Raw genomic sequence first — 24,443 nt, forward strand, 5'->3', positions numbered from 1 at the left:
GAGGGAGGCTTGGCGGCAGGGTTGCCGAGCACGAATTCGACGAATTGGCCGCAGCGGCGGCGAAATCGTTCCCTCCCTTCAACGTAGAGGGATGGCTCCCGCCAGCGCGACGAATTCCTCGACACCGAGCGTTTCGGCCCGGCGCGTCGGATCTATGCCGACAGTTTCCAGGAGTTTTTCTCCGCCCAGGCTTTTCAGGCTCTGGCGCAGCATCTTGCGGCGTTGGCCGAAGGCGGCCTCGGTGACGCGGCCGAGCACGGTCACGTCCACCGGCAGCGGCTCGGCGCGGGGAACCAGATGCACGACCGAGGACGTGACCTTGGGCGGTGGCGTGAATGCCTGCGGCGGCACGTCGAAGGCGATGCGCGCCTCGGTGCGCCAGCCGGCCAGCACGCCGAGGCGGCCATAGGCCGAGCTAGCCGGCCTGGCGACGATGCGCTCGGCAACCTCGCGCTGGAACATCAGCGTCAGCGACTGGTAGAAGGGCGGCCAGGCCGGGACCGTGAGCCAGCGCACCAGAAGCTCGGTACCGATGTTGTAGGGCAGGTTGGCGACGATCTTCACCGGGCCCTCGGCGAGGGCGGCGAAATCGGTCTTCAGCGCGTCGCCCGACACCACGTCCAACCGGCCAGGATAGTGGGCGGCCACATCCGCGAGGGCAGCGAGGCAGCGCTCGTCGCGCTCGATGGCGACGACGCGCTTCGCGCCATGCATGAGCAGCGCCCGCGTCAGCCCGCCCGGTCCGGGGCCGACCTCGACGACCGTCACGCCCGAAAGGTCGCCGGCAGCGCGGGCAACCTTGCCGGTCAGGTTGAGGTCGAGCAGGAAGTTCTGGCCGAGCGACTTCTTGGCCTGGAGCCCGTGTCGCTCGATGACGTCCCTCAGGGGCGGCAGGCCGTCGATGCTGGTGACCGCACTCACGATGCCCGGGCCTCGACGTCGGCGAGCCGGCGCGCCAGCTTGAGCGCCGCAATCAGGCTGTCGGGCCGCGCCACGCCCTTGCCGGCGATGTCGAAAGCCGTGCCGTGGTCGGGCGAGGTGCGGATGAAGGGCAGGCCGAGCGTCACGTTGACCGTCTCGTCGAAGGCGAGCGCCTTGGCCGGGATCAGCGCCTGGTCGTGATACATGCAGATCGCCGCATCATAGCCGGCGCGGGCGCGGGCATGGAACATGGTGTCGGCGGGCAGGGGGCCGAACGCGCCGATGCCCTCGGCCTTCAGTGCGGCAATGGCGGGCCGTATGACATCCTCGTCCTCGCGTCCCATGGCGCCGCCCTCGCCGGCATGCGGGTTGAGGCCCGAGACGGCGATACGGGGGTAGGCGATGCCGAAGCGCTGCCTGAGGTCGCGAGCGGTGATGCGGGCCGTCTCGACGATCGCGTCGCGGGTTAGTGCCTTCGGCACTTCGGACAGTGCGATGTGGATGGTGACGGGCACCGCGCGCAGCTCGGGACCGGCCAGCATCATCACCGGCGTGACGTTGCGGCCGAGCTTCTGCGCGGCGAGATGGGCCAGGTATTCGGTGTGGCCGGGAAAGCGGAAACCGGCGTCGTAGAGCGGCTTCTTGGCGATCGGGCAGGTGACGACGGCGGCGGCGCGGCCTTCGAACGTGTCGGCAACGGCGCGATCGATGGCCTCGACGATACCTGTGGCGTTGCGGCTGTCCGGCTGCCCAGGGGCGTCGATGAGCTTTGCGGCCAGCGGGACGACCGGCAGGGTCGAAGCGAAGTGGCCAGCGGCGCCGGCTGGATCGGTTTCGGCGATCTTCAGCGCCAGGCCGAGCCTGGCCGCGCGTGCGGCCACGAGTGCCGGATCGGCAAGCAGGTAGAAAGCGGGAACATCGACATCGTTGCGCAGCCGCCATGCGGCGACTGCGATTTCGGGGCCGATGCCCGAGGGATCGCCAACGGTCAGCGCCAGTGGGGCGCCAGCGGCACCCACGGGCTAGCGGGTGACGATGCGGGCCTTGGCCCGCAGTTCGTCGAGATACTTCTTGCTGAGCTCGTCGGCCTTTTCGTTGCCTGCTCCGGCGCCCTCGGCCTGGAAGACCATCTGGGCGACCTTGTCGTCGGACACTTCACGGGCGCTGCAGACGCCGATGAACTCGACGCCGCGGTCGGTCTCGCGAACCGGGGTGGCGCCGCCGGCCTTGAGCTTCTTGATCTGGTCGGCCCATTCCGGCGGGAGCTGCGGCGCCAGCACGCGACCGAGATCGCGCACCGTCACGTCGAGCAGGCCCTTGGCGAATTCGCGGGTCTGCTCGCAGCCGTTGAAGCGGCCGCGCATCGCATCGGCCTCGCGCTTGCGCTTGCCGATCGAGCCGCGTTCGGAGGCGGGCACGACGAAGATCACCTGCTGCAGCATGTATTCGGTGGCCGACGGCTTGGCGCCGCCCTGTTGCAGCATGCGCCGCACGGCATCCTGCTCGCTGGTTCCGCCGCCGCCCTGTTCGGAGCGGAAGCGGGCGCCGAGCGCCTGGTTCCAGCCCATCTGGGTGCGGATGTATTCCTTGAAGTGACCTGCAGTCACGCCCGCCTGAGCCAGGATCTGGTTCATCTGCTCGGGCTTGAGCTTGTTGGAGCCGGCGAAGCGGGCGTAGGCGTCGTCGACCTGCTTGTCGGAGATGCGGATGCCGAGCCGCTTCATTTCCGTCTGCCGCAGCGTCTGCTCGACCATTTCCTGGCCGGCGTCGCCCTTGCGCTTCTGCAGCTTGAGGAAGGCGGCGCGGCGCTGGATGTCGTAGCTGGTAATCGGCACATCGTTGACGATGTACTTGATCTCGCTTGCCTGCGCCGGCGGCGCATAGGTGGCAACCGATAGCGACGTCGCCGCCACGAGCAGCGCGATGCCTGCCGAAAAGAGGTACTTCCGCATCGAAAAAAGTCCCGTTCAAACCCCAGAATCCGGGCTTCGCCCGGATGCATACTGCCCCGTCCATGGCCGCGTTATGCGGCAAAACGATGTCACGTTGCCCCTACAACCCTGAGACGTACGTCAGAAGGAGCTCGATTTCGACCCGAAATCGCCAAGCGTGCGGAACGAAATGTTGAAGCCGACGGTACGCTTGACGTCGTCTGGCTTGTTCAGCTCGCGGCTCTCCGCGTAGGTCATCATGTAGCTGAAGCATTCGTCGTCATAGGCGAAGCCGAAGCCGTTCTTGACCAGCACGTCGGACTTGAGGTCGTAGGTGCCCGAGCCGAACACCCGCCATTCCTCGTTGATGCGGGCGGTGGCGCCGAGCGTCACCTCATGCCGTTCCTGGGTAAAGCCGTAGAGCGGCTGCTCGTCGATGAAGGCGTATTTCGCAGAAACCGCAAACCTGTCGATGTCGAGCCCGGCCTTGACCTCGGCGCGGCGCACTTCGAGCGTCTGCTCGTCGAAGCGGCCGCTGACGGATGCCGCAAAGCCGTTCGGGCTGGCGATGCCGGCGAGCGCGACATAGTCCGACGTCTCGGTCTCGAGGCCCGAATAGGCGCCGGCATTGACGAGGTCCGGCGACGCGAACGAGTTGTCGCCGGCGAGCTGGTAGGACTGGCCGAACAGGGCGTTGGTGGTCCAGCCGTTGCCGTAGCTGCCCGAATAGCGGAAGCCGACGTTGGCGCGCGTGCCGCCCTCGATGCGGTCGTAGCCGGAGAACTTGTCGCGCTCGAACAGCGTGGCGGCATCGAAGACGAAGCTCTGGGCGTCCTCGTTGGGGATGCCGAGCCCGTTGATGTCGGATTCGCTCGGACGGGCGAAGACCTGCGCCATCGGCTCGAGCACATGGGTCGCGCTGGTGGACGAGAACAGCACCGGCCAGCGTAGCTCGAGGCCGAGTGTCGCCATGTAGCGGAAGAGCGACGATTGCACGTCAGCGGCGACATTGATGTCCGGATCGCCCGCCATGGTATTGATGGCGGCAACCGAGGCATTGGAGGCGTCGAGGTAGCTGCCGTCCGCGCGGAAGGCGAGCAGCGGCGTGACCAGCAGGCCGCCGTCGGTGACGATGGTGCGCTTCCATTCGACTTCGCCGCTGAGGCGCGCCGAAGTCCCTTCTATGCCGCGGACGGCGGGAGCGCTGGGCACCCAGTCGAGGTCAGAACGCTGGATGACGCGCGCGTTGACGTCGATCGACAATTCGCCGCCGGCCAGCGGCATGTCCGGGATGTAGGCATAGTCGAGCGACGGCAGCACCCAGGGCTGCTTGTCGGCGCGTGCATCCGGATCCGAATCGAGCGCGTCCTCCTGCACCTGGAAGCGCATGGCGCGCAGGTCGAAGTAGTTCCGGTCGTTGAGGCCGGTCAGGTAGACTTCGGAGCGGAACGTGCTGTCCGAGAAGCCGTCGATTTGATAGGTGCGCGAGAAATTCTTGTCGGACTGGACCATGACGTCCCAGCCAAACGCCCAGCGCGGGTTGAGGTCGAAGCGACCCTTGGTCCCGACCATGCCGCGCAGCTTGTTCTCGTCGCCCGCCGGGCCCGAATCCACCGTGTTGGCATCGAACTTGTCCGGGTTCATCTGGCTGATGCCGGCGATCTTCAGGCTGTACTGGCCGTTATTGAAGCGCTGGCGCCACTCGGCTTCGCCGAGGAAACCCTGCCTGGTGTAGCCGGTCCCGGTCACCGTCAGATCGTATGTCGGGGACAGGGCGAAATAATAGGGGACCGACAGGCTGACGCCGAGTTCGCTCTTGTAGCTGATGCTCGGGATGAGGAAGCCGCTCTTGCGCTTGACGGTGGGGTCGGCGATTTCGAAGGCCGGCAGGAAGGCGATGGGGAAGCCGAAGAACTCGAAATTGGAGTTCTCGAAGCGCACCGTCTTTTTCTGGCCGTTCCAGATGATCTTCTGCGCCTTGATGCGCCAGATCGGGGCCTTGTCGGGCTTTGCCTCGCAGGGTTCGCAGGCGGTGTAGACGCCGTTGCTGAACGTGGTGAGGTAGCCGTCTTCGCGCTTGGCGCTCTCGGCAGCGAAGTATGTCTTGTCGACGGTCTCCAGCCGCAGCGAATTGACGAACCCGTCGGCGAAATCGTCGGTGACGTCGATTTCCTGCGAGAAGATCTTGGTGCCGTCGGAATTGACGATCTGCACGTTGCCGCTGGCGATCAGCCGCGACGTCTTGCGGTCGTAGGTCACGCGCTGCGCGACGAGACGGTTGCCGGCATAGTCGATCTGCACGCCGCCGACCGCAGTGACGGTCTGGGCATCGTTATCGTAGACGAGCGTGTCCGCCTCAAGCAGCATCTTCGAGCCCTCGGGCACGTCGGGCGCGAGGTCGGCGACAGTCTGAGCAAAGACGGGAGTGGCGGGAAGCGCGCTTGCAAACAGGCAAGCAAGCGCAGTCGCGCCGAATAAACGTGCCCTATGGGCCGTCCTGCGGCTGGCCAGTGCGCCCCTCAACTAACCATCCTCCTTATTAAGCAGGAAAGTCACCCCGAAAAACATTGCTACGACAACCGGAAACCATGCCGCAATGTAAGTCGGCACGAATCCCGCATTGCCAAATGCTTTGACCAGAACCGAAACGACATAAAGCAGAAAGCCGGCGACTACGCCACCCAGAATCATCGTGGCCGACTGTCCCATCCTCGCAAATCTCATCGACACTGTTGCAGCGATGAGCGTCATTGCGACCAACAGGAAGGGCAGCGCCACCAGCGAGTGGAACTGCATGGCGAAGGCGTTGGCCCGCAAGCCGAAGGAACGCGCCACGTCGATCTTTGCCGGCAACTCGAAGAACGGGATCGTCTCGGGCCGCGCCAGCCTTTCCTGGACGAATTCCGGCTTCAGGTTGGTCCGCACCCTGTCGGTCGCCTGCGAGGTGAAGTTCTCGGCGCCGCGCATGCTGCGCACGCCGACGAGCTCCCAGTAGCCGTCGCGCAGGTAGGCGGTCTCGGCGTCCTTGCGCTCGATCATGTTGCCGTCGGTGTCGAAGATGAAGAACACGGCGTCGGAAAGCTGCAGGCCCTGGTTGAGCACGGCGCGGGCGCCGATGATGACGTCGGTCTTGCCGACCTTCTGGCGCAGCCATGGTGCGGAGAAGGCCGAGACCGAATTCGACTGGCGCGAACGCAGCTGCGATTCGATCGCCTCGGCGCGCGAGAAGCCGTGCGCGGCCAGCGGATTGAGGACGCCGACGGTGATGGCGCCGAAGATGAGGGCGCCGATGCAGAGCGGCAGCAGGAACTGCCAGGCCGAGATGCCGGCGGCGCGTGCCACCACCAGTTCGTAGCGGCGGTTGAGCGACACCAGCGTGGCCATCGCCCCGAACAGGCCGACGAAGGGCACCGTCTGCTGCATGATCATCGGCACGCGGAGTGCGGAGACGGTCAAGGCCAGGCCGAAGGAGTAGCCGGGCAGCCCGCCGATGTTGCTGGAGAATTCGGTGACGTCGATGATGAAGATCAGCGCGAATATGCCGACGAAGAACCACGTCGTGATCGCTGCATAACGGAAGAAGAAATAGCGACCGAGCGTCCAGCCCATCATGCCGCTCCCTGCTTGGGAGCGGTGCCGTAGCGTAGCGCCGTCAGACGGTCGCCGACCCGGCCCGCGGCCCCGGCGATCCAGTCGGCGGCTGCGACCGGCAGTTCCATCGTGCGATTGCGGCGGATGAACCAGATGGAGATGGCCGCGGCGGCAAGCGGAACGCCATAGACGAAGTAGCTCAGCCAGCGCATCGACTCGGCCTTGCTGTCGGCGAAGAAGCCGAGCCAGCGGAAGAAAAGCGCGATCACGATGGTGGTGATGAGCGGATGGATACGGGCGTCGCGGTGCGAGCGGGCGTCACCGGCAACCGCAAGCGCGATGAGCGCGAAGGCCATCGGATAGAGCCATTCGGTGAAGCGGCGGTCCAACTCGGCCTTGAACTGAAGCGGATCGCGCTGGAAGAACTTGTCGTTGGCCGGCGGGTCGAGAAGATAGGAGGTCGAGCGGTCCTTCGGCCGCATCACCACTTCGTTGGCGGCTGCCGTGAATTCGCTGAGATCGAAGGCATAGGAATCGAAACTGATCACCGAAACCTCGCCGCCCGGCGCCTTGCGGTGGATGACTCCGTCGTTCATGACAAGCATCTGCTTGCCGTCGCGTTCGATGAACGAGCCGTCCTTGGCGTAATAGACGAGGTCGACGTTCTTCTCGCGCGAATCCGCGACGAAGATGCCGCCGAGGCCACCATTGGGCAGGCGCTTGCCGACCTGGACGAAGAGGCCGTTGTCGACCTTGCGGAACGTGCCCTCCTGGATGATCAGTGAAAGCAGATCGGCGCGCGAGGTGGCGATGAGCTCGCGGTTGCGCTGCCGCGCCAAGGGGTCGGCGACATTGTCGACCACGAACGAGAATACGCTGGCGAATGCCGCAAGGATCAGGATCGGGCGGATGACGGTCAGCCGCGAGGCGCCTGCCGCGTTGATGACCACGAGTTCGGAATCGCCGTTCATGGTGCTGAGCGTCTGTGCAACCGCGATCACGAGGGCGAATGGCACGACGATCGGAATGACCGTCGGCAGGATCAGGGCGGCGACCTCGAAGAAGGTCAGCGCCGACTGGCCGCTGTCGGTGACGAGGTCGATTCGACCCAGCACCTGGGTGGTCCAGACGATCGCCAGCGTCCACGTCAGCGCCGCGATGAAGACCGCGAACGCGCGCCGCAGGATGTAGCGTTCAACAACCTTCATCGATGATCAGGATTCCGTGTTTCCGATGCGGCAGGCTGGCCGGGGGCTGCATGGCCTGCGAGTGGGTAAGGTATAGTCCAAGCGAGGCTGGCACAACCGGCCCCTTCCATGGCCGCCATCGTCCGACACCGTTGCCCCTGCCGCCCGAGTGTCGGCAGCAATGGCTAAGAAAGGCCCAATGGAGGTGGTTAACATAATGTTTCCGGCGGTATCGCGTCGGCGACTTTATCCGACTTCGCGGAGGGCAGGCTTGCCAAAGCGGCCAAAACGACGAAATGTCGCGCACCAGCGGAAATGGGTAACAATAAGCAGGACATCATGACTTCCAAGCCGTCGATCAGCTTCGCCAAGCCGGGAACGCCCACGAAGGGGAGCATATTCGTGTTTTCCGCCGAGGACGGAGGGCTGAGCGATTCGGCGCGGGCGTGCGATCCGGCAGGCAAGCTCGAGCGTGCCTTCCCGGTGGCCGATTTCTCGGGCAAGTTCGGCAGCTCGGTGGAGGTGCTGGCGCCCGAGGGAACCGCGGCCGACAGGCTCGTCGCGATCGGTGTCGGCAAGGTTGCGTCGCTCGACGAATACGCCTGGTTCAGGCTCGGCGGTACGATCGCTGCGCAGCTGCGCAAGTCGGCCGAGGCCGCCGTCGTCCTGGACATAGCGGGTATTGCGGCCGACGGCGCGGCTGCCGCACGCCTTGCGGCAGGCATCCTGCTCCGCAGCTACTCCTTCGACAAATACAAGACCAAGAAGGACAACGGCGGCGGCAACGGCAAGGCCGACGACCGGAAGGCGGCCAAGATCACCATCCATTGCACTGAGCCGGCTGCCGCCAGGAAGGCGTTCGCGGATGCCGAGGCCGTGGTCGGCGGCGTGGTGCTGGCGCGCGACCTTGTGAACGAGCCGGCAAACATCCTGGGACCGGTCGAGTTCGCGGCGCAGGCCAAGGAGCTCGAAAAGCTCGGCGTCAAGGTCGAGATCCTGACCGAGAAGGAGATGAAGAAGCTCGGCATGGGCGCGCTTCTGGGCGTCGCCCAGGGATCGGTGCGCCCGCCGCGCATGGCGATCATGCAGTGGAATGGCGGCAAGGCCAAGGACAAGCCCGTCGCCTTCGTCGGCAAGGGCGTCGTCTTCGATTCGGGCGGCGTGTCGATCAAGCCGGCGGCCGGCATGGAGGACATGAAGGGCGACATGGGCGGCGCCGCCGCCGTCACCGGCCTGATGCATGCGCTGGCCGCGCGCAAGGCCAGGGTCAACGCAGTCGGCATCATCGGCCTGGTCGAGAACATGGTCGACGGCAACGCGCAGCGGCCGGGCGACATCGTCACCTCGATGTCGGGCCAGACGATCGAGGTACTCAACACCGACGCCGAGGGCCGGCTCGTGCTCGCCGACGCACTCTGGTACTGCAACCAGCGCTTCGAGCCGAAATTCATGGTCAACCTGGCGACCCTCACCGGCGCCATCATGGTGGCGCTGGGCCAGCATCATGCCGGGCTCTTCTCCAACAACGATGAACTCGCCGGCCACCTGACCGCATCGGGGACGGCGACCCAGGAGAAGCTGTGGCGCATGCCGCTGAGCTCCGACTACGACAAGCTGATCGATTCCAAGAACGCCGACATGAAGAATATCGGCGGCCGCTACGGCGGATCGATCACCGCCGCGCAGTTCCTGCAGCGCTTCGTCAAGGAGACGCCGTGGGCGCATCTCGACATCGCCGGCACGGCGATGGGATCGCCGACCAACGAGATCAACCAGTCGTGGGGCTCCGGATTCGGTGTGCGGCTGCTCGACAGGCTGGTGCGCGACCACTACGAGGCGTAAGGCTGGACAGATCCGCCCCAGTGGCCACTTCATGTGGCGCGCTGGGCCAAATTTCTCGAAGCCTCAGGGGTGGCGCGAACTGAGCAATGGCCGAAGTCCTATTCTACCACCTGACGGAGTCCACGCTCGAAGACGCCCTGCCGGGGTTGCTCGAACGCAGCCTCCAGCGCGGCTGGAAGGCCGTGGTGCAGGCCGGGAGCGAGGAGCGGCGGGACGCGCTCGACGCCCATCTCTGGACCTTCCGCGACGATTCGTTCCTGGCCCACGGCAGCGACCGCGAGCCGTGGCCCGCCGAGCAGCCGATCGTGCTGACCGTTGGCGGGGAAAACCCGAACGCCGCGGAAATCCGCTTCCTGGTGGATGGCGCCTCGCCGCCGGACATCGGTACCTACCAGCGCGCGGTCTTCCTGTTCGACGGCCATGATGCGATGCAGCTCGAGGCGGCGCGCGGGCACTGGAAGACGATGAAGGCCGGAGGGCACACCGTGACCTACTGGCAGCAGACGCCCGACCGGCGTTGGGAACGCAAGGCCTGAACGGCGCGGCGGCTGAGCTTCCAGCACGCCGCACCGGCAGCAACGCTACTTCGCGGCGCTCATCTCGCCGCCGACTTCCTTCTTGAATGTCTCGAAGTCGACCTGCATGCCGTTGAGGACCGTGCTCCAGTGGCGCGTCAACGCCGCCATGGCCACCGCCTCCTGGATTTCCTCGTCGGTGGCGCCGGCCTGCCTGGCGCTCTGCGTGTCGGCCCAGATGCAATAGCTGCACGGGATCTGCGCGGCCACCGCCAGCGAGATCAGGGCCTTGGTCTTCGGCGGCAGGGCGGTCTTGTCGCTGAACTCGATGCTCTTGAGTTCCGACCATGCCCCCGGCAGGCCGGCCTTGGGGAACTGCCTGATGAAGCTCGGCACGCCGCCCATGGTCTTCTGGATGTCCTGGATCGCGGCGTCGTAGTCGTCGGCGTGGGCCGGCATGGGCGTCAATGCAAGGGTGGCCGAGCAGGCCGCGGCGCCGGCCAGGGCCGTCATCGTGTGGCGGAACGAGGCGAAGGCGGATGCATGGTATGCGAACATGACTTCCTCCTCTGGAACATGTTTGCCTTACGGTGTAAGGTATGCATATTGGTGAACCTTACACTGTAAGTTGTCAAGCAGGGCCATGGAGACGTCGATCAACAAAAGGCGAGCGCGCGGACGGCTGTCGCGCGATCTCATCGAAGCCGCGGCATTCGAGGTCATCGAGCGGGAAGGGCTCGTGGGCTTTTCGATGCGCAAGCTGGCGCAGGCGCTCAACTGCGAGGCAATGAGCATCTACCATCACTACCCGTCCCAGGCGCACCTGTTCGAGGCGCTGGTCGAGCGGCTCGTCGCCGACCTGGAGATCCCGCCGGCCGACCTGCCGTGGCGGCAGCGGGTGCGGATCGTGATGAGTGATTTTCGCGCCGCGGCCCGGGCCCATCCTGCCTTTGCGCCGTTCCTCGTGACCTATCGCATGAATTCGCCCGGATGCCTCGGATGGCTCGACGAGGTAATCGCCGTGTTCGAGGGCGGTGGCTTCGGGCAGGAGCGTGGGGCGCGCCTGTTCCGCGCCGCCGGCTATTATCTGATGGGGGCGATCCTCGATGAGAGCGCCGGCTATGCAAAGGGCCCGTCGGCGGTGACCACCGTGGACGACGAACGTCTGCGGGAGGATTATCCCAACGTCGCCGCGGCGGGGCGGTATTTCGCCGAGAGCGAATTCGACAAGACCTTCGACATGGGCCTCGACATGCTGCTCGATGCGATGGAACGCGACCTGCCGTCAAAGCCATGACGGCACTTTCCGCCGAACGGCAAAGGGCTTAGTAGGGGGCAAGCCTACCATTCCGCCGGCCGTCAGGGCGGCCGGCACCAGAGATTCAAACCATGCGGTTCCTGTTCATTCTTGTCCTGCTCGCGGGCGCCGGCCTCGGCATCGTCTACCCCTGGGCAGCCACCAATTTTTCCGGCCGCGAGATCGGCACCTTTCGCGCCTACGACCGGGGAGGGACGTTCCGCCCGATCGAGGTGGCGCTGGCGAGCACCGATGCCCCGGTGCGCGTGCTGGTCGACCTGACGACGCTGGCGCCGCCGGTCGTCACGCCGGCCCGGGCGGTGCTGACCATCACCGCCTCGACGCGCGGCGAGACTGTGCTGGCGCAGGCCCTGAACTTCTACGACACCACCCCGCGCGAACGCAGCCCGCAGCTGCCCGACCCGATCTTCCGCGACGATGCCGGCCTCATCCGCGACGTGCAGGCGGGCACCTATCGCTTCGTCGTCGGCCAGGGCGATGCCGAAAACGTCCAGATCAGGAGCGTCGACCTGATCTTGCGGGCCGGCGGCATCGAGGCAGACGGGCGCGCCCAGCCGGTCGGCTTCTCGCTGATGGCCGTAGGCTTCGTCGGCCTGGTGCTGTCGCTGCGGCGCGGCCGCGAGCGGCCGCAGAACCCGAACTCGCAGCCGCCGGCGCCGCGCTGGGGCAGGGGTGCAGACAAGACATGAACTACCGCCACGCCTATCATGCCGGGAACTTCGCCGACGTGGTCAAGCACGCGGTGCTGGCGCGGCTCGTCGAATATCTCAAGCGCAAGGACAAGGCCTTCCGCGTCATCGACACCCATGCCGGCATCGGGCTCTACGACCTCGGTTCGGAAGAGGCGCAGAAGACGGGCGAGTGGCACGACGGCATCGGCCGGCTGGTCGAGGCGAAGCTGCCTGTCGAGGCTGCCGACCTGCTCGCGCCCTATCTGGATGCCGTGCGTGCATCGAACCCGGCAGGCGGCATCGAAAGATATCCCGGTTCGCCGCTGATCGTCCGGCACCTGCTGCGCAAGCAGGACCGCTTGTCGGCGATCGAACTGCACCCGGCCGACGCCAGGACGCTCGCGGCGCTGTTCGAGGGCGATTTCCAGACGCGGGTGATCGAGCTCGACGGCTGGCTGGCGCTGGGCGCGCACCTGCCGCCGAAGGAAAAGCGCGGCCTGGTGCTAGTCGACCCGCCTTTCGAGAAGGAAGGCGAATTCGCCCGGCTGGCCGATGGCCTCGCGAGAGCGCATCGGCGCTGGCCGGGCGGCATGTTCGCGCTCTGGTATCCGATCAAGGATCGCAAGGCGGTGGCGGCTTTCCGCGCCGCGCTTGCCGACGCGGGCATCGCCAAGATCCTGGACGTCGCCTTCGAGATCCGCCCGCCGTCGCCGGAGCCGAGGTTCGACGGCACCGGCCTGGTGGTGGTCAATCCGCCTTACGCGCTGGAGGCCGAACTGCGCGTGCTTATGCCGGTGCTCGGCAAGATCCTCGTCCAGGACGGCACGGCCAGCTGGTCGGCCGAGTGGCTGGCGGGCGAAACGCCGGCTGCTTGACCGGAACACGGCGACGCCGCAAACTGCTCTACAGCAGTCTTGGAGAGGGAAGCCATGAGTCGCGTCGCCAGCACCATCCTTGCCGCAACCCTCGGTGCCGGAGCGGCCCTGCTCGGTACGGGCGCCGCCAGCGCCGCCGACCTTGCCGTCGGCGCGGACTATGGCGATCCGGGCATCTGCGGCAAAGCCTCGGTCCTCAACCGCATCACCGAGCGCTTCAGCTACCAGGTGCGGCACGTGCCGAACCTGCCGGACGTGGCCATCACCGACTTCCAGCGGGTGCATGAACATCGCTACCTGCCCGCCGACGAGGACCACCCGATCGCCCGCCGCTATTGCGGGGCGACGGTGGCGCTGTCGGACGGCGGCTCCCGCGACATCTGGTACCTGATCGAGGAAGGCATGGGCTTCGCCTCGATCGGCGACAATGTCGAATTCTGCGTCTCGGGCTTCGACCGCTGGTACGTCTACAACGGCCGCTGCCGCGTCCTGCGCTGAGGCTTGACGATCCCGATGAAGCTGGCGTTGCGCGGCCGGGTTGCCGCGCTTTCGGTCGCAGCCCTTCTTGCGCTGGCCGCCTGTGCGCCGTCCGAGCAGCAATCGGCCGATGCCGAGCCGCAGGCGGCCGCGAAAGCACCCGCGGCGGTGCCGCGCGGGGAGGGCTTCGACTTCTACGTGCTCGCGCTGTCCTGGTCGCCGAGCTATTGCGAGGCGGAGGGCGGCGAGGCTGACGGCCAGCAGTGCCGGTCGGGCCGGCCCTATGCCTTCGTCGTTCATGGCCTGTGGCCCCAGTTCGAGCGCGGCTATCCCGAATTCTGCCGGACGCGCGAGTCCGACGTCGCCAACGACAGGACCCGCACCCTCCTCGACCTGATGCCATCGGCCGGGCTCATCCGCCATCAGTGGCGCAAGCACGGAACGTGCACCGGGCTCGCCCAGGACGACTATTTCGAGGTGCTGCGGGCGGCACGGGAAAAGGTGGTGATCCCGGCCGAATTCAAGCGGCTGGAGGCCTATCGCACCCTGAAGCCTGGAGAGGCCGAACGTGCCTTCCTGCAGTCCAATCCGGGGATGGCCGCCGACGGCGTGGCCGTGACCTGTGACCGGCGCTACCTGCGCGAGGTGCGCATCTGCATGGACAAGGACCTCAGCTTCCGCGCCTGCCCGGAGCTGGAGCGAAGCGCCTGCAGCCGCGACAAGGTGGTGATGCCGCCGGTGCGCGGCGGTTGAATTTCCGCGCGACCCGCGTTGCCCGCGGCTCGGTTGCTGAATAAGGTCCACCGCCAAAAGGGGACCCTCTCATGCCGAAACTGTTCTATTCCTCCGCCTCGCCCTACAGCGCCAAGGTCCGCATGGCGGCCGCCCATGCCGGCATCGCCGTCGAGTCGGTCACGGTCGAGACCGGCCCGCAGCCGGCCATGCTCACCGACGCCAACCCGCTCGGCAAGATCCCTGTCTGGATCACCGACGAGGGCGACGGCATCTACGACAGCCGGGTGATCACGCAATATCTGAACCGGCTGTCCGGCCAGAAGCTGTTCCCGCGCAGTGCCGCAAAGCGGCTCGAGGCGGAACGGCTCGAAGCCATGGCCGACGGCATTTGCGATTGCCTGCTGGCGATCGTCTACGAGCGTCGGTCCCGGCCCGAGGAGATCGTCCATCAGCCGTGGATCGACAAGCAGTGGGCCAAGGTCACACGCGCGCTCGACCTGCTCAACGCCAATCCGCCGAAGCTGCCGAAATCCATCACCGTGGGTCAGATCGCGCTGCGCGCCGCCATCGGCTACATGCAGCTCAGATTTGCCGGCAAGTGGGAGAAGGGGCGGTCCAGGCTGACCCGCTGGGCGGCGCGCTTCGACGAGAGGTTCCCCGAACTCAAGGCGGTCATCCCGCAAGGCTGAGCCGGCACGGCCGGCGAGCGGCTTGCAGACGATGGGGCAACAAAAAAGCCGGGCGCGAGGCCCGGCTTCTTCGCTGTTGCCGATCTTGCGATCAGAACTTCATACCGACGCCGAACTGGATGCGATGATCCTTGCTCGACACTTCGGTCGAGGTGCCGCCGAGGTTGTAGTTGTCGCTGCCGAAGTCGGTGTAGCGATACTCGACGCGGCCGAAGACCGATTCCGTCAGCTTGACGTCGGTGCCGACGCCGGCGGTCCAGCCGAGCGCGGTGTTCGTGTCTTCGCCTGCGGCGTTGCTGACCTCGATACGCTTGCCGGCGCCGCCGGCCGTACCGTAGAGCAGGATGTCCGGCGAAACGGCATAGCCGAGGCGGGCGCGCAGCGAGCCTTCGAAGCCCGACTTGACGTTGATGTCGGCGTTGTCGCCTTCCACGCCGCTGTAGCCGATGTCGCCTTCGGCACCGATCACGAAGTTGTTCATCTCGTAGTTGTAGCCGACGAAGGCGCCGCCGAGGAAGCCGTCGGTGTCGACGTTGGTGCCGCCGACATCGGACTCACCGCTGAAGCCGTAGCCGAGGAACACACCGGCGTAGGGCCCGCCCCAGCTGGCGACCGGGGGCACTTCCATCGGAACGGAGGGTGCCGGCGGCTCCTGCATGACGACGTCGGCGGCGAAGGCGGGCATTGCCGCCAGGGCGACCAGGCCGAACGCCGCGGCAAGCGGGCGACCGTGCTTGAGAATGGCAGTCATTGTTTTACTCCTTAAGCCAACGAAACACTGGCTTTCTTTCAAATTGGCGCCCTAGACCCGTCCGGGGGGAGAAACGGCGTGGGCGCCGGACGGTTCCGAATGTCGTGCCGAAATGCGGCTGAACCGAACCTGAAGTGAGGTGATTGGGGGGCGCAAATGAGGCTGAAGCTTGACGTTGCTGGAATGCAACAACCCTTGTCAGTAGCCTTGGCGGCCTTTGGCTGCAGCCCGCTTGGTGCAACGGGTCGAGCGTTCTATATCTCGTTGGCAGGTCACGGTTCGCCGACCCGGCCGTGCGGTGGTGGGAAGCGACTTTGCCGCATTGTTGCCCCATCGTTGAACGGCTTTTTACCTAGGTTACCGGGGTGGCGTGGTGGCTTGCACTGGCCGAGGAATGCTCGAGAGGTCGATTGATGGCGAAGAAAGTTGGCAACGTGCTGGTGACGGGTGGGGCCAAGCGCATAGGCCGCGCCGTGGCCGAAGACCTTGCCGCGTACGGCTTCGGTGTCGTCATCCACTGCAACCGCTCATACGACGAGGCTGAACGGCTGGCGGCCAGCATCAAGGCGCGCGGCGGGCAGGCCGCCGTCGTCCAGGCCGACCTCACCGACATGGCCGCCGTCGACCGGCTGATCGCTGCGGCCGAAGCCGCGCTCGGACCGATTTCATTGCTCGTCAACAGCGCGTCCACCTTCGACAATGATTCGGTCACCGATTTTGGCTGGGATGCCTGGGACAGGCATTTTGCCCTGCACGTGAAGGCCCCGGCGCTGCTGGCCAGGAATTTCGCCGCGGCACTGCCCGCAGGCATGGAAGGCCTGATCGTCAACATCATCGACCAGCGGGTCCTGAAACCGACGCCGCAGTTCTTCTCCTATTCGCTGTCGAAGTCAGCGCTGTGGGCAGCGACCCGGACCATGGCGCAGGCGCTGGCGCCGCGCATCCGGGTGAACGCCATCGGTCCCGGGCCGACGCTGCCGAGCGCACGCCAGGACGAGACCGACTTCGCGGCCCAGCTCGACGGGCTGATCCTGAAGCATGGGCCCGAGCTTGCCGAGTTTGGCGCGACGATCCGCTATCTCTGGGAGGCGCGGTCGGTGACTGGCCAGATGATCGCCATCGACGGCGGCCAGCACCTTGCCTGGCAGACACCCGATGTGACAGGCATGCCCGAATGAGTGCACGCGAATCCGATACCGGCTCGAGCCCCCGCAAGGGTGGCAAGGCTGCCGAAGACATGCCCGACATCGACCTCGACGACGACGAGGCGGTGGAGGAGGAAGTTGCGCCTGCCGGGCCGGACCTGCCGTTCACGGCAATCGACTGGACGGTGCATGCCGGCGACGCCGACGGCCTGGTCGGGGCGGAGGTCATCCAGGCGCTGGTGAAGCGCCTGCCCAATGCGCCGGGCGTCTACCGGATGATGAACGCCGCGGGCGACGTGCTCTATGTCGGCAAGGCGCGCAGCCTGAAGAAGCGCGTCACCAACTATGCGCAGGGGCGGTTCCACACCAACCGCATCGGCAAGATGGTGCGCGAGACGGCGACGATGGAGTTCGTCGTCACCCGCACCGAGATCGAGGCGCTGCTGCTCGAGGCGAACCTCATCAAGCGGCTGAGGCCGCGCTTCAACGTGCTGATGCGCGACGACAAGTCGTTCCCCTACATCATGCTGACCAGCGACCACGCCTCGCCTGGCATCTACAAGCATCGCGGCGCGCGCTCGCGTAAGGGCGGCGATTATTTCGGCCCCTTCGCTTCGGCGCAGGCGGTGGGGCGGACGATCAATTCGCTGCAGCGCGCCTTCCTGCTGCGCAGCTGCACCGACAGCTTCTTCGACAACCGCACCCGGCCGTGCCTGCTGTTCCAGATCAAGCGCTGTGCCGGCCCGTGCACCGGCGAGATCTCGCCGGAGGGCTATGCCGAGCTGGTCAGCGAGGCCAAGGATTTCCTGTCAGGCCGCAGCCAGAAGGTGAAGACCGAGATCTCCGCCCAGATGCAGCAGGCGGCGGAAGACCTCGACTTCGAGCGCGCCGCCATCTACCGCGACCGCCTCGCGGCGCTGTCGCACGTGCAGAGCCACCAGGGCATCAATCCGCAGACGGTCGACGAGGCCGACGTCTTCGCCATCCACCAGGAAGGCGGCCAGACCTGCATCCAGGTGTTCTTCTTCCGCACCGGGCAGAACTGGGGCAACCGCGCCTACTTCCCCAAGGCGGACCCCGCCATCGAGGCCGCGGAGGTGCTGGGCTCGTTCCTGGCCCAGTTCTACGACGACAAGCCGTCGCCGCGCTCCATCCTGCTCTCCCAGGCGGTCGAGGAGCAGGAACTGCTGGGCGAGGCGCTGTCCACCCGGGCCGGCCACAAGGTGGCGATCGCTGTGCCGCAGCGGGGCGAGAAGAAGGACATCGTCGACCAGGCGGCGCAGAATGCCCGCGAGGCGCTGGGACGCAGGCTCGCCGAGACCTCGACCCAGGCGCGCCTGCTCGAGGGCTTCGCCCAGACCTTCGGTCTCGAAAAGCCTCCCGCACGCATCGAGGTCTACGACAACTCGCACATCATGGGCACCAACGCAGTCGGTGGCATGATCGTCGCGGGGCCGGAAGGCTTCGTGAAGAACCAGTACCGCAAGTTCAACATCCGCTCGACCGACATCACTCCCGGCGACGACTTCGGCATGATGCGCGAGGTGATGCAGCGGCGCTTCACGCGCCTGCTGAAGGATCATGGCGACGCGCAGGCGGACACCGACGACGATCCCGAGGCCAATGGTGCATTCCCGGCCTGGCCGGACGTCATCCTGATCGACGGCGGGCAGGGGCAGATGACGGCGGTGCGCGCGATGCTCGCCGAACTCGGCATCGAGGATCGGGTCGTGGCGATCGGCGTCGCCAAGGGCCAGGACCGCGAGGCCGGTCGCGAACGCTTCTTCGCCAAGGGCAAGGATTCGTTCTCGCTGCCGGTCCGCGACCCGGTGCTCTATTTCGTCCAGCGGCTGCGCGACGAGGCGCACCGCTTCGCCATCGGCTCGCACCGTGCCCGCCGCAAGAAGGAGATGGTCAAGAACCCGCTCGACGAGATCGGCGGCATCGGGCCGGCGCGCAAGCGCGCGCTGCTCCTGGCCTTCGGAACGGCCAAGGCGGTGAGCCGCGCGGCGGTCGAGGACCTGATGGCGGTCGAGGGGATATCGGAATCGATCGCACGCCTTGTTTACAACCATTTTCACGACAATTGATGGCCGCGATTGGCGTCGATCCGAGGCTGGACTATCTATAGCCAGTTGACCCCCGGCATAGCCTTCTGATTTCACTACGCAGACGAAAGAGCACAAGAGAAACCATGGCCCAGCGCGCATTCAATCTGCCCAACATGCTTACCTATGCGCGCATCGTGGCCGTGCCGCTGGTGGTGCTTTGCTTCTTCCTGGAAGGCCGCCTGCAATCGAGCGATTTTGCCCGCTGGAGCGCGCTGGGCATCTTCATCGCCGCCAGCGTGACCGACTATCTCGACGGCTACCTGGCGCGCGCCTGGAAGCAGACCTCGAACATCGGCAAGATGCTCGACCCCATCGCCGACAAGCTGCTGGTGGCGACATGCCTGCTGCTGCTCGCCGCAGACACCGACAATCGCGGCGGCATCGCCGGCTGGTCGCTGTGGGCGGCGATCATCATCCTCTGCCGCGAGATACTGGTTTCGGGCCTGCGCGAATATCTCGCAGCGCTCAAGGTCAGCGTGCCGGTGACCCAGCTGGCGAAGTGGAAGACGGCCATCCAGATGGTAGCGATCGCGTTCCTGCTGGCCGGTCCGGCCGGCGACAAGATCTTCCCGCTGACCACCCAGGTCGGCCTGACGCTGCTGTGGATCGCCGCCATCGTCACCCTGTATACCGGCTACGATTATTTCCGCGCCGGCCTCAAGCACATCATGGACGAATGAGGCGATGACCAAGCTCATCTATTTTGCCTGGGTGCGCGAGCGGATCGGCAAGGCCGAGGAGGACGTCGACCTGCCGGCCGAAGTGAGGACGGTGTCCGACCTCCTCCTGTGGCTCAAGTCGCGCGGCGAAGAGTTCGAGAGCGCGCTGCAGCATCCCGATGTGATCCGCGTGGCGATCAACCAGGAGCATGTCGACCATCGCGAGGCGGTGGCAGGCGCGCGCGAGATCGCGCTTTTCCCGCCGATGACGGGGGGCTGAGGCCGTGACTGCCGCGGTCGTGCCGGTGGTTCGCATCCAGGCGGCGGACTTCGACGTCGCCGCCGAGATCGCGCGGCTGACGCGGAGCCGGGCGGATGTCGGCGCGGTCGTCACCTTCACCGGCCTGTGCCGCGACGAGGCGGGCACGCTGGCGGCACTCGAACTCGAGCATTATCCCGGCATGGCGGAGGCCGAGATCGCCCGCATCGCCAGCGAGGCTGTCGCACGCTGGCCGCTCACCGGCATCACCGCAATCCATCGATTTGGCCGCATCGCGCCGGGCCAGAACATCGTGCTGGTGGTCGCGGCTTCCGCGCACCGGCACGCAGCGTTCGAGGCTGCGAGCTTCCTGATGGACTACCTCAAGTCGCGCGCGCCCTTCTGGAAGAAGGAGCATCGGGCAGACGGCAGCGAAGGGGCCTGGGTCAACGCCAAGGAAAGCGACGAGGCCGCCGCCGCCCGCTGGTCGAAAATTTGAATCGTCACCTCAGCGAAGTCATCGAACGACCTTAATTCATTGCACATTCGGTCGCCGGATCCCGATGCCTGAATGGAGAGGCCGGGGCAGCAGAGCAGATGGAGTGTTGGCCATGATGGGCAAGCTTGCAGAGTATTTCGTGTTCGGCGTCGCGCCGCTGCTGGTCGGGCTCCTGGCGATGCCGGCGCTGGCCACCGCCGAGGACAAGACGATCGGCGGCGAGGTGCTTTACCGCGAACGCATCGCCCTGCCGCCGCAGGCCATCCTGACCGTCCAACTGGTCGACGTGTCGCTGGCAGATGCGCCCGCAAAGGTCATCGGGCAGCAGAAGATCGATCCTGCCGGCCAGGTGCCGGTCAAGTTCGCCGTCAAGTTCGATGAAGCCGCCATCCGCGGCGGCATGAGCTACGCGCTCCAGGCCCGCATCACCGTCGACGACCGGCTCTGGTTCATCAACGACGTCCGCCACTCGGTCGACCCGCTGACGGCCGGGCCGCAGTCGATGCTGCTCAAGATGGTCAGCCAATCCGAACCGGCCGAGGAGGCCGGCATCTTCGAGCGCGACTGGGTCGCCGAGGACATCGACGGCGGCGGGGTGATCGACAAGGCCAAGTCGACGCTGCGCATCGGCAAGGACGGCGGGGTTTCGGGCCGCGGCGGCTGCAACGGTTATTTCGGCAGCGTCAAGATAGACGGCAACGGCATAACCTTCGGCCAGATCGGGGCGACGCAGATGGCCTGCGAGCAGGCGATGATGGACCAGGAGCACAAGTTCCACGACGCGCTGGGCCGTGTCGCCACCTACGCCATCGCCGACGGCAAGCTGGTCATGGCGGACAAGGACGGCAAGGCGATCCTCCGCTTTTCGGCCGGCGGCTGATTGAATCCGTTTCGCCGGAGTCTCAGCCAAGTCGTTGAAATTCCAGCCGCGGAGACGGCATTGCGGTAGCGACTTCCGATTGCCGGCCTGTAGCGCAAAAGAAAAAAGCCGGGGCGTTTGCCCCGGCTTTTCGATTCCGCGTCAGTGGCTCGAGGCCAGCGACGTTATGCCGTGGCTCAGCCGACGATTTCGGTGCCCGAGAACCAGTAGGTGATCTCTTCGGCAGCGGTCTCCGGGGCGTCCGAGCCGTGCACCGAGTTCTCGCCGATCGACAGCGCATGAACCTTGCGGATGGTGCCTTCGGCAGCGTTGGCCGGGTTGGTGGCGCCCATCACGTCACGGTTCTTGGTGATGGCGTTCTCGCCCTCGAGAACCTGGACGATCGTCGGGCCCGACGACATGAACTCGACCAACTCGCCGAAGAAGGGGCGTTCCTTGTGGACGGCGTAGAAGCCTTCGGCCTCGCGGCGGCTCATCCACACGCGCTTGGAAGCAACGACGCGCAGGCCGGCATCCTCGAGCATCTTGGTGATGGCGCCCGTCAGATTGCGCTTGGTTGCGTCCGGCTTGATCATCGAAAAGGTGCGTTCGATCGCCATGATAGGTCCTTGTTGTCTGGGGATTTGCAGTGTGGCGGGCTCTATACAGGCCGCCCGCCGCATTGCCAAGTGGCCTATGCCGCCGCAGCGACGCGCCGCCCCAGGCCGCCGTGCAGGTCTAGGCATCGCTCGAACCAGCCGGCAACGAGGTCCCCCTGTTCGAGCAGCTGGAACGGCGAGGCGACGCGGGCCCACTGCAGCGCGCCGAACACGATATAGTCGGCAAAGAGCGGAGCATCGCCGCCGATCCAGGGCTGATAGGCGAGCATGCCGCGCAGCGGCTCCAGCGACGCGCGGAAGGCCGCGAGGCCGGCTTCGCGGCCGGCCGTCACCTCCTCGAGCGTCTTGCCGAAGCGCGCCTCGCGGCTTGCGCGGAAATAGGCGGCGTTCGGTTCGTCCTGCATGGCGTGGAGCGCGGTTAGCGCGGCGACGGCGAGATAGGGATGCAGGGTCAGCTGCGACCAGCGTTCGATGAAGCGCGCATGGGCCTTGCCACCCGAGCCGCCGAACAGCGTCGCCCGGTCCGGGTAGGCCGCTTCGAGATGGAGCGCGATGGCAAAGGAGTCTGCGATCGTCTTTTCGCCGTCGCGGATGACCGGGATGGTCTTGGAGGCGCCTTCCTCGATGCGCGGCACGTCCAGGAAGCGCGTCGGCACGCTGCGGTGGTCGAGGCCCTTGTGCGCCAGCGCCATCGCCACTTTCCAGCAATGCGGGCTGAACGGGCGCGAGCTGTCGCGGCCCACGAGGTCGTAGAAGACAATAGTCATTGGCGCGGCTTTCCGATGGACTTAGGAAGGACTGGAAGGTTTCGAAGCACCGAAGGAAGTTCGATGAAACAGCATTTCATGATGATGGCCGCCTATAATCAATGGGCCAACGAGAGGATTTACGAGGCCGCCGCCGATCTCAGCGAAGAGGAATTCGGCCGCGATACCGGCGCCTTCTTCAAGTCGATGCGGGGGACGCTCAACCACCTGCTGGTCGCCGACCGCATCTGGATGAAGCGCTTCAGCGGCGAAGGCGATGCACCGGCTGCGCTCGACATCGTGCTCCACGCCGATTTCGCCAGGCTCCGGGCGGCCCGCCAGACAGAGGACAAGCGCATCCTGGAATGGGTCAACGGCTTGAGCGAAAAGGCCTTTGCCGGCCGCTTCACCTACATGACGGTGACCGACATGCGGACCATCTCACAAAGGCTGGCGCCTGCGCTCGATCATTTCTTCAACCATCAAACACATCACCGCGGCCAGGCGCACATGGTGCTCACAGTGTTGGGTCGACCGTCAATTATCCTCGACTTGGTTTATTTCCAGAGGACGGAAGACGGTCGTGCATTTGCCTAAGATGATAAAATTTTATGCTTTAATAGAAAATTGTGAAAAGGATTCATGTGTTTACTTTGTTTAGTGGCGCGCATTGACTCTCTGTATAGAAAGCACAGAGTGAAGCAATTGGGCGAAACTGTTTGCCCGATTGAAGCGTTGCTGGTTGGGCGACTGGTCTTTTTTTGAAAGGCCGGATCGCTGGGGTTTGGTAACCACAGGGAGACATCCATGACTGGCATTTCGAAGGCAATAGCAACGGCATTGGCGGGGGGCTTGGTATTCGCCGCGCTCAGCGTGCCGGTCAGCGCGATCGAAATCGGTGACCGCAGCGGTGGGCTGGGCGTATCGGTCGACTCCGGAGGTGTCGGTGGGTCCATAGGCGGTTCCGGCGGGGTCAACGCCGACATCGGGCTCGGCGGCAGTGGCTCAAGCACCAAGGCGACCGTAGGCGGCAGCAACGGGGCGAGCGTCGATATCGGGCTCGGCGGCGGCGGCGTAGGCACCAAGGCGACCGTGGGCGGCAGCGGCGGTCTCACCGCGGGTGTCGGCGTCAATCTCGGCGGCAGCGGGCTCGGCGGCGTCAGCACCTCGCTCGGCCTCGGCGGCAACACGATTGCGGATATCGACATCGGCATCGGCGGGCCTGCCGGTCCCGGCGGGCCTGGTGGCCCCGGCGGACCGGGCGGACCGGGCGGACCGGGAGGTCCCGGCATCAATCCGGGCGTGGTCAACGGCATGTCGCAGGCCCAGGTCGCCACCTACGTCAAGCGCTGCAAGATGGTGCTTTCGAACCCGATGGCCTTCGAGAGCGACCTGCGCGAACTCTGCAAGCTGCTGCGCACGGCCAGCCGCTGAGCGTCTACGCGACGGACAGGAATTCGGAACGGCCCGCGTTGCGGGCCGTTTCGGTCTTTGGCTTCGGCGCTGCGCCGGTCAGTCTCAGCGGACGATCGTGACGGGGCAGTGGGCGGTCGACACCACCTCCGTTGCGACCGAGCCTAGGAAGAGCCGCTCCAACTCGTTCGTCACTCCGGTTCCCATGACGATGTGGTCGAACTCCTTCTCCTTGGCATAGGAGGCGATCGCCGAGGATACCCGGTTGCCGGTCACGACGACGCTGCCGAAATCGGTCAGCCCCTGGCTCGTGGCGATCTTCTGGCCGTGGGCCAGTTGCTCCTTGATCTGGGCGTTCACCGCCGAGATCAGCGTCTCGTCCCAGAACCAGGTCTTGGCTATGCGGTCCGGCGGCACGGTGTTGACATGGACGAAGGTGAGCTTGGCGCCGGTCGCCTTGGCGAGCTCGACCGCGCAAGCTGCGGCACGGTCTGAAGCGTGTGAACCATCGACCGCGCAGAGGATTTTCCTAGGCATGACTTCCCCTATGATTGGATCTTGGTTAGTCCAGTATCGACATTCACAACGGTAAATTTAATTTCTTATGGATAAAATACTGCGAATTGGGA

General features: G+C 65.7%; 27 protein-coding genes. 16 read left to right on the plus strand and 11 right to left on the minus strand.

The features are described 5' to 3' along the window. Positions 1–78: 78 nt before the first annotated feature. The 6 genes from rsmA to lptF form a co-directional block, all read right to left on the minus strand. Positions 79–921: a 16S rRNA (adenine(1518)-N(6)/adenine(1519)-N(6))-dimethyltransferase RsmA gene (gene rsmA / locus AmiPiv_RS03020; RefSeq protein WP_340035757.1), complete on the minus strand. Its 843-nt coding sequence runs from the start codon at positions 919–921 to the stop codon at positions 79–81. Beyond that, positions 918–1,940, minus strand: a complete 1,023-nt coding sequence (gene pdxA, locus AmiPiv_RS03025) for a 4-hydroxythreonine-4-phosphate dehydrogenase PdxA (protein ID WP_340035758.1) — start codon at positions 1,938–1,940, stop codon at positions 918–920. Before pdxA ends, rsmA begins: the two co-directional genes overlap by 4 nt. 3 nt (positions 1,941–1,943) lie before the next feature. Next, a complete protein-coding gene (locus AmiPiv_RS03030; protein WP_340035759.1) occupies positions 1,944–2,873 on the minus strand; it encodes a peptidylprolyl isomerase in 930 nt (309 codons plus the stop codon). 120 nt (positions 2,874–2,993) lie between these two features. After that, a complete protein-coding gene (locus tag AmiPiv_RS03035; protein ID WP_445206885.1) occupies positions 2,994–5,219 on the minus strand; it encodes an LPS-assembly protein LptD in 2,226 nt (741 codons plus the stop codon). Between the two features lie 156 nt (positions 5,220–5,375). Further along, positions 5,376–6,464 (minus strand): LPS export ABC transporter permease LptG, encoded by a 1,089-nt coding sequence (lptG, locus tag AmiPiv_RS03040; RefSeq protein ID WP_340035761.1) that lies wholly within the window; start codon positions 6,462–6,464, stop codon positions 5,376–5,378. After that, on the minus strand, positions 6,461–7,651 hold the full coding sequence (gene lptF / locus AmiPiv_RS03045) for an LPS export ABC transporter permease LptF (protein WP_340035762.1): 1,191 nt from the start codon (positions 7,649–7,651) through the stop codon (positions 6,461–6,463). Before lptF ends, lptG begins: the two co-directional genes overlap by 4 nt. Positions 7,652–7,969: 318 nt before the next feature. Here lptF and AmiPiv_RS03050 point away from each other — a divergent pair, with 318 nt between their 5' ends. Together AmiPiv_RS03050 and AmiPiv_RS03055 are read left to right on the plus strand one after the other, a co-directional pair. Continuing rightward, a complete protein-coding gene (locus AmiPiv_RS03050) occupies positions 7,970–9,472 on the plus strand; it encodes a leucyl aminopeptidase (RefSeq protein ID WP_340035763.1) in 1,503 nt (500 codons plus the stop codon). Positions 9,473–9,558: 86 nt separating this feature from the next. Next, positions 9,559–10,008, plus strand: coding sequence for a DNA polymerase III subunit chi (locus AmiPiv_RS03055; protein ID WP_340035764.1), 450 nt, complete (start codon positions 9,559–9,561; stop codon positions 10,006–10,008). Positions 10,009–10,053: 45 nt separating this feature from the next. On the opposite strand, the gene AmiPiv_RS03060 is transcribed toward AmiPiv_RS03055, so the two are convergent. Beyond that, positions 10,054–10,500 (minus strand): carboxymuconolactone decarboxylase family protein, encoded by a 447-nt coding sequence (locus AmiPiv_RS03060; protein WP_445206894.1) that lies wholly within the window; start codon positions 10,498–10,500, stop codon positions 10,054–10,056. A 130-nt stretch (positions 10,501–10,630) separates the two neighbouring features. On the opposite strand from AmiPiv_RS03060, the gene AmiPiv_RS03065 reads away from it, so the two are divergent. From AmiPiv_RS03065 to AmiPiv_RS03090, 6 genes are all read left to right on the plus strand, one after another. Further along, positions 10,631–11,284: a TetR/AcrR family transcriptional regulator gene (locus tag AmiPiv_RS03065; RefSeq protein WP_340035766.1), complete on the plus strand. Its 654-nt coding sequence runs from the start codon at positions 10,631–10,633 to the stop codon at positions 11,282–11,284. A 92-nt stretch (positions 11,285–11,376) separates the two neighbouring features. After that, positions 11,377–11,994 (plus strand): hypothetical protein, encoded by a 618-nt coding sequence (locus tag AmiPiv_RS03070; RefSeq protein ID WP_340035767.1) that lies wholly within the window; start codon positions 11,377–11,379, stop codon positions 11,992–11,994. Beyond that, positions 11,991–12,851: a 23S rRNA (adenine(2030)-N(6))-methyltransferase RlmJ gene (locus AmiPiv_RS03075; RefSeq protein ID WP_340035768.1), complete on the plus strand. Its 861-nt coding sequence runs from the start codon at positions 11,991–11,993 to the stop codon at positions 12,849–12,851. Before AmiPiv_RS03070 ends, AmiPiv_RS03075 begins: the two co-directional genes overlap by 4 nt. Positions 12,852–12,905: 54 nt before the next feature. Next, complete coding sequence (locus AmiPiv_RS03080; RefSeq protein WP_340035769.1) at positions 12,906–13,349, plus strand: hypothetical protein; 444 nt, start codon at positions 12,906–12,908, stop codon at positions 13,347–13,349. Positions 13,350–13,364: 15 nt separating this feature from the next. Beyond that, on the plus strand, positions 13,365–14,081 hold the full coding sequence (locus tag AmiPiv_RS03085) for a ribonuclease T2 (RefSeq protein WP_340035770.1): 717 nt from the start codon (positions 13,365–13,367) through the stop codon (positions 14,079–14,081). Between the two features lie 71 nt (positions 14,082–14,152). Continuing rightward, positions 14,153–14,752, plus strand: a complete 600-nt coding sequence (locus AmiPiv_RS03090) for a glutathione S-transferase family protein (protein WP_340035771.1) — start codon at positions 14,153–14,155, stop codon at positions 14,750–14,752. A 91-nt stretch (positions 14,753–14,843) separates the two neighbouring features. Here the strand turns inward: AmiPiv_RS03090 and AmiPiv_RS03095 are convergent, their stop codons facing one another. Continuing rightward, positions 14,844–15,503 carry an outer membrane protein gene (locus AmiPiv_RS03095; RefSeq protein WP_340035772.1) on the minus strand — a complete coding sequence of 220 codons (660 nt, stop codon included), beginning with the start codon at positions 15,501–15,503 and terminating at the stop codon, positions 14,844–14,846. Positions 15,504–15,916: 413 nt separating this feature from the next. Here AmiPiv_RS03095 and AmiPiv_RS03100 point away from each other — a divergent pair, with 413 nt between their 5' ends. The 6 genes from AmiPiv_RS03100 (at position 15,917) to AmiPiv_RS03125 (ending at position 21,056) form a co-directional block, all read left to right on the plus strand. Further along, on the plus strand, positions 15,917–16,681 hold the full coding sequence (locus tag AmiPiv_RS03100) for an SDR family oxidoreductase (RefSeq protein WP_340035773.1): 765 nt from the start codon (positions 15,917–15,919) through the stop codon (positions 16,679–16,681). Further along, entirely contained in the window at positions 16,678–18,738 is a 2,061-nt protein-coding gene (uvrC, locus tag AmiPiv_RS03105; protein WP_340035774.1) for an excinuclease ABC subunit UvrC, read from the plus strand. Before AmiPiv_RS03100 ends, uvrC begins: the two co-directional genes overlap by 4 nt. 104 nt (positions 18,739–18,842) lie before the next feature. Continuing rightward, entirely contained in the window at positions 18,843–19,439 is a 597-nt protein-coding gene (pgsA, locus tag AmiPiv_RS03110; RefSeq protein ID WP_340035775.1) for a CDP-diacylglycerol--glycerol-3-phosphate 3-phosphatidyltransferase, read from the plus strand. 4 nt (positions 19,440–19,443) lie between these two features. Next, positions 19,444–19,698 (plus strand): molybdopterin converting factor subunit 1, encoded by a 255-nt coding sequence (moaD, locus tag AmiPiv_RS03115; RefSeq protein ID WP_340035776.1) that lies wholly within the window; start codon positions 19,444–19,446, stop codon positions 19,696–19,698. 4 nt (positions 19,699–19,702) lie between these two features. After that, positions 19,703–20,176 (plus strand): molybdenum cofactor biosynthesis protein MoaE, encoded by a 474-nt coding sequence (locus AmiPiv_RS03120; RefSeq protein ID WP_340035777.1) that lies wholly within the window; start codon positions 19,703–19,705, stop codon positions 20,174–20,176. A 112-nt stretch (positions 20,177–20,288) separates the two neighbouring features. Then, positions 20,289–21,056, plus strand: a complete 768-nt coding sequence (locus tag AmiPiv_RS03125; RefSeq protein ID WP_340035778.1) for a YbaY family lipoprotein — start codon at positions 20,289–20,291, stop codon at positions 21,054–21,056. Between the two features lie 176 nt (positions 21,057–21,232). Here AmiPiv_RS03125 and ndk read toward each other — a convergent pair whose 3' ends face one another. Continuing rightward, positions 21,233–21,655: a nucleoside-diphosphate kinase gene (ndk, locus tag AmiPiv_RS03130; protein WP_340035779.1), complete on the minus strand. Its 423-nt coding sequence runs from the start codon at positions 21,653–21,655 to the stop codon at positions 21,233–21,235. A gap of 74 nt (positions 21,656–21,729) precedes the next feature. Further along, complete coding sequence (locus AmiPiv_RS03135) at positions 21,730–22,422, minus strand: glutathione S-transferase family protein (protein ID WP_340035780.1); 693 nt, start codon at positions 22,420–22,422, stop codon at positions 21,730–21,732. A 63-nt stretch (positions 22,423–22,485) separates the two neighbouring features. On the opposite strand from AmiPiv_RS03135, the gene AmiPiv_RS03140 reads away from it, so the two are divergent. Both AmiPiv_RS03140 and AmiPiv_RS03145 read left to right on the plus strand, forming a co-directional pair. Then, entirely contained in the window at positions 22,486–22,998 is a 513-nt protein-coding gene (locus AmiPiv_RS03140) for a DinB family protein (RefSeq protein ID WP_340035781.1), read from the plus strand. Between the two features lie 210 nt (positions 22,999–23,208). Beyond that, positions 23,209–23,835 (plus strand): hypothetical protein, encoded by a 627-nt coding sequence (locus AmiPiv_RS03145; RefSeq protein ID WP_340035782.1) that lies wholly within the window; start codon positions 23,209–23,211, stop codon positions 23,833–23,835. Between the two features lie 84 nt (positions 23,836–23,919). Here AmiPiv_RS03145 and AmiPiv_RS03150 read toward each other — a convergent pair whose 3' ends face one another. Next, entirely contained in the window at positions 23,920–24,351 is a 432-nt protein-coding gene (locus AmiPiv_RS03150) for a universal stress protein (RefSeq protein ID WP_340035783.1), read from the minus strand. Between the last annotated feature and the right edge of the window lie 92 nt (positions 24,352–24,443).

The sequence above is a fragment of the Aminobacter sp. Piv2-1 genome (assembly GCF_037625995.1).
Lineage (GTDB): Bacteria > Pseudomonadota > Alphaproteobacteria > Rhizobiales > Rhizobiaceae > Aminobacter.

Excerpts from the sequence above, each read along its gene's own strand:
- AmiPiv_RS03035 (WP_445206885.1), bottom strand. The coding sequence starts at position 5,219 with ATGCTGCTTGAGGCGGACACGCTCGTCTACGATAACGATGCCCAGACC.
- AmiPiv_RS03100 (WP_340035773.1), top strand. The coding sequence starts at position 15,917 with ATGGCGAAGAAAGTTGGCAACGTGCTGGTGACGGGTGGGGCCAAGCGC.
- AmiPiv_RS03030 (WP_340035759.1), bottom strand. The coding sequence starts at position 2,873 with ATGCGGAAGTACCTCTTTTCGGCAGGCATCGCGCTGCTCGTGGCGGCG.
- AmiPiv_RS03070 (WP_340035767.1), top strand. The coding sequence starts at position 11,377 with ATGCGGTTCCTGTTCATTCTTGTCCTGCTCGCGGGCGCCGGCCTCGGC.
- AmiPiv_RS03075 (WP_340035768.1), top strand. The coding sequence starts at position 11,991 with ATGAACTACCGCCACGCCTATCATGCCGGGAACTTCGCCGACGTGGTC.
- AmiPiv_RS03150 (WP_340035783.1), bottom strand. The coding sequence starts at position 24,351 with ATGCCTAGGAAAATCCTCTGCGCGGTCGATGGTTCACACGCTTCAGAC.
- AmiPiv_RS03125 (WP_340035778.1), top strand. The coding sequence starts at position 20,289 with ATGATGGGCAAGCTTGCAGAGTATTTCGTGTTCGGCGTCGCGCCGCTG.
- AmiPiv_RS03095 (WP_340035772.1), bottom strand. The coding sequence starts at position 15,503 with ATGACTGCCATTCTCAAGCACGGTCGCCCGCTTGCCGCGGCGTTCGGC.
- moaD (WP_340035776.1), top strand. The coding sequence starts at position 19,444 with ATGACCAAGCTCATCTATTTTGCCTGGGTGCGCGAGCGGATCGGCAAG.
- AmiPiv_RS03145 (WP_340035782.1), top strand. The coding sequence starts at position 23,209 with ATGACTGGCATTTCGAAGGCAATAGCAACGGCATTGGCGGGGGGCTTG.
- lptF (WP_340035762.1), bottom strand. The coding sequence starts at position 7,651 with ATGAAGGTTGTTGAACGCTACATCCTGCGGCGCGCGTTCGCGGTCTTC.
- AmiPiv_RS03080 (WP_340035769.1), top strand. The coding sequence starts at position 12,906 with ATGAGTCGCGTCGCCAGCACCATCCTTGCCGCAACCCTCGGTGCCGGA.
- AmiPiv_RS03085 (WP_340035770.1), top strand. The coding sequence starts at position 13,365 with ATGAAGCTGGCGTTGCGCGGCCGGGTTGCCGCGCTTTCGGTCGCAGCC.
- uvrC (WP_340035774.1), top strand. The coding sequence starts at position 16,678 with ATGAGTGCACGCGAATCCGATACCGGCTCGAGCCCCCGCAAGGGTGGC.
- AmiPiv_RS03060 (WP_445206894.1), bottom strand. The coding sequence starts at position 10,500 with ATGACGGCCCTGGCCGGCGCCGCGGCCTGCTCGGCCACCCTTGCATTG.
- lptG (WP_340035761.1), bottom strand. The coding sequence starts at position 6,464 with ATGATGGGCTGGACGCTCGGTCGCTATTTCTTCTTCCGTTATGCAGCG.
- AmiPiv_RS03065 (WP_340035766.1), top strand. The coding sequence starts at position 10,631 with ATGGAGACGTCGATCAACAAAAGGCGAGCGCGCGGACGGCTGTCGCGC.
- AmiPiv_RS03055 (WP_340035764.1), top strand. The coding sequence starts at position 9,559 with ATGGCCGAAGTCCTATTCTACCACCTGACGGAGTCCACGCTCGAAGAC.
- AmiPiv_RS03135 (WP_340035780.1), bottom strand. The coding sequence starts at position 22,422 with ATGACTATTGTCTTCTACGACCTCGTGGGCCGCGACAGCTCGCGCCCG.
- AmiPiv_RS03090 (WP_340035771.1), top strand. The coding sequence starts at position 14,153 with ATGCCGAAACTGTTCTATTCCTCCGCCTCGCCCTACAGCGCCAAGGTC.
- pgsA (WP_340035775.1), top strand. The coding sequence starts at position 18,843 with ATGGCCCAGCGCGCATTCAATCTGCCCAACATGCTTACCTATGCGCGC.
- AmiPiv_RS03050 (WP_340035763.1), top strand. The coding sequence starts at position 7,970 with ATGACTTCCAAGCCGTCGATCAGCTTCGCCAAGCCGGGAACGCCCACG.
- ndk (WP_340035779.1), bottom strand. The coding sequence starts at position 21,655 with ATGGCGATCGAACGCACCTTTTCGATGATCAAGCCGGACGCAACCAAG.
- AmiPiv_RS03140 (WP_340035781.1), top strand. The coding sequence starts at position 22,486 with ATGAAACAGCATTTCATGATGATGGCCGCCTATAATCAATGGGCCAAC.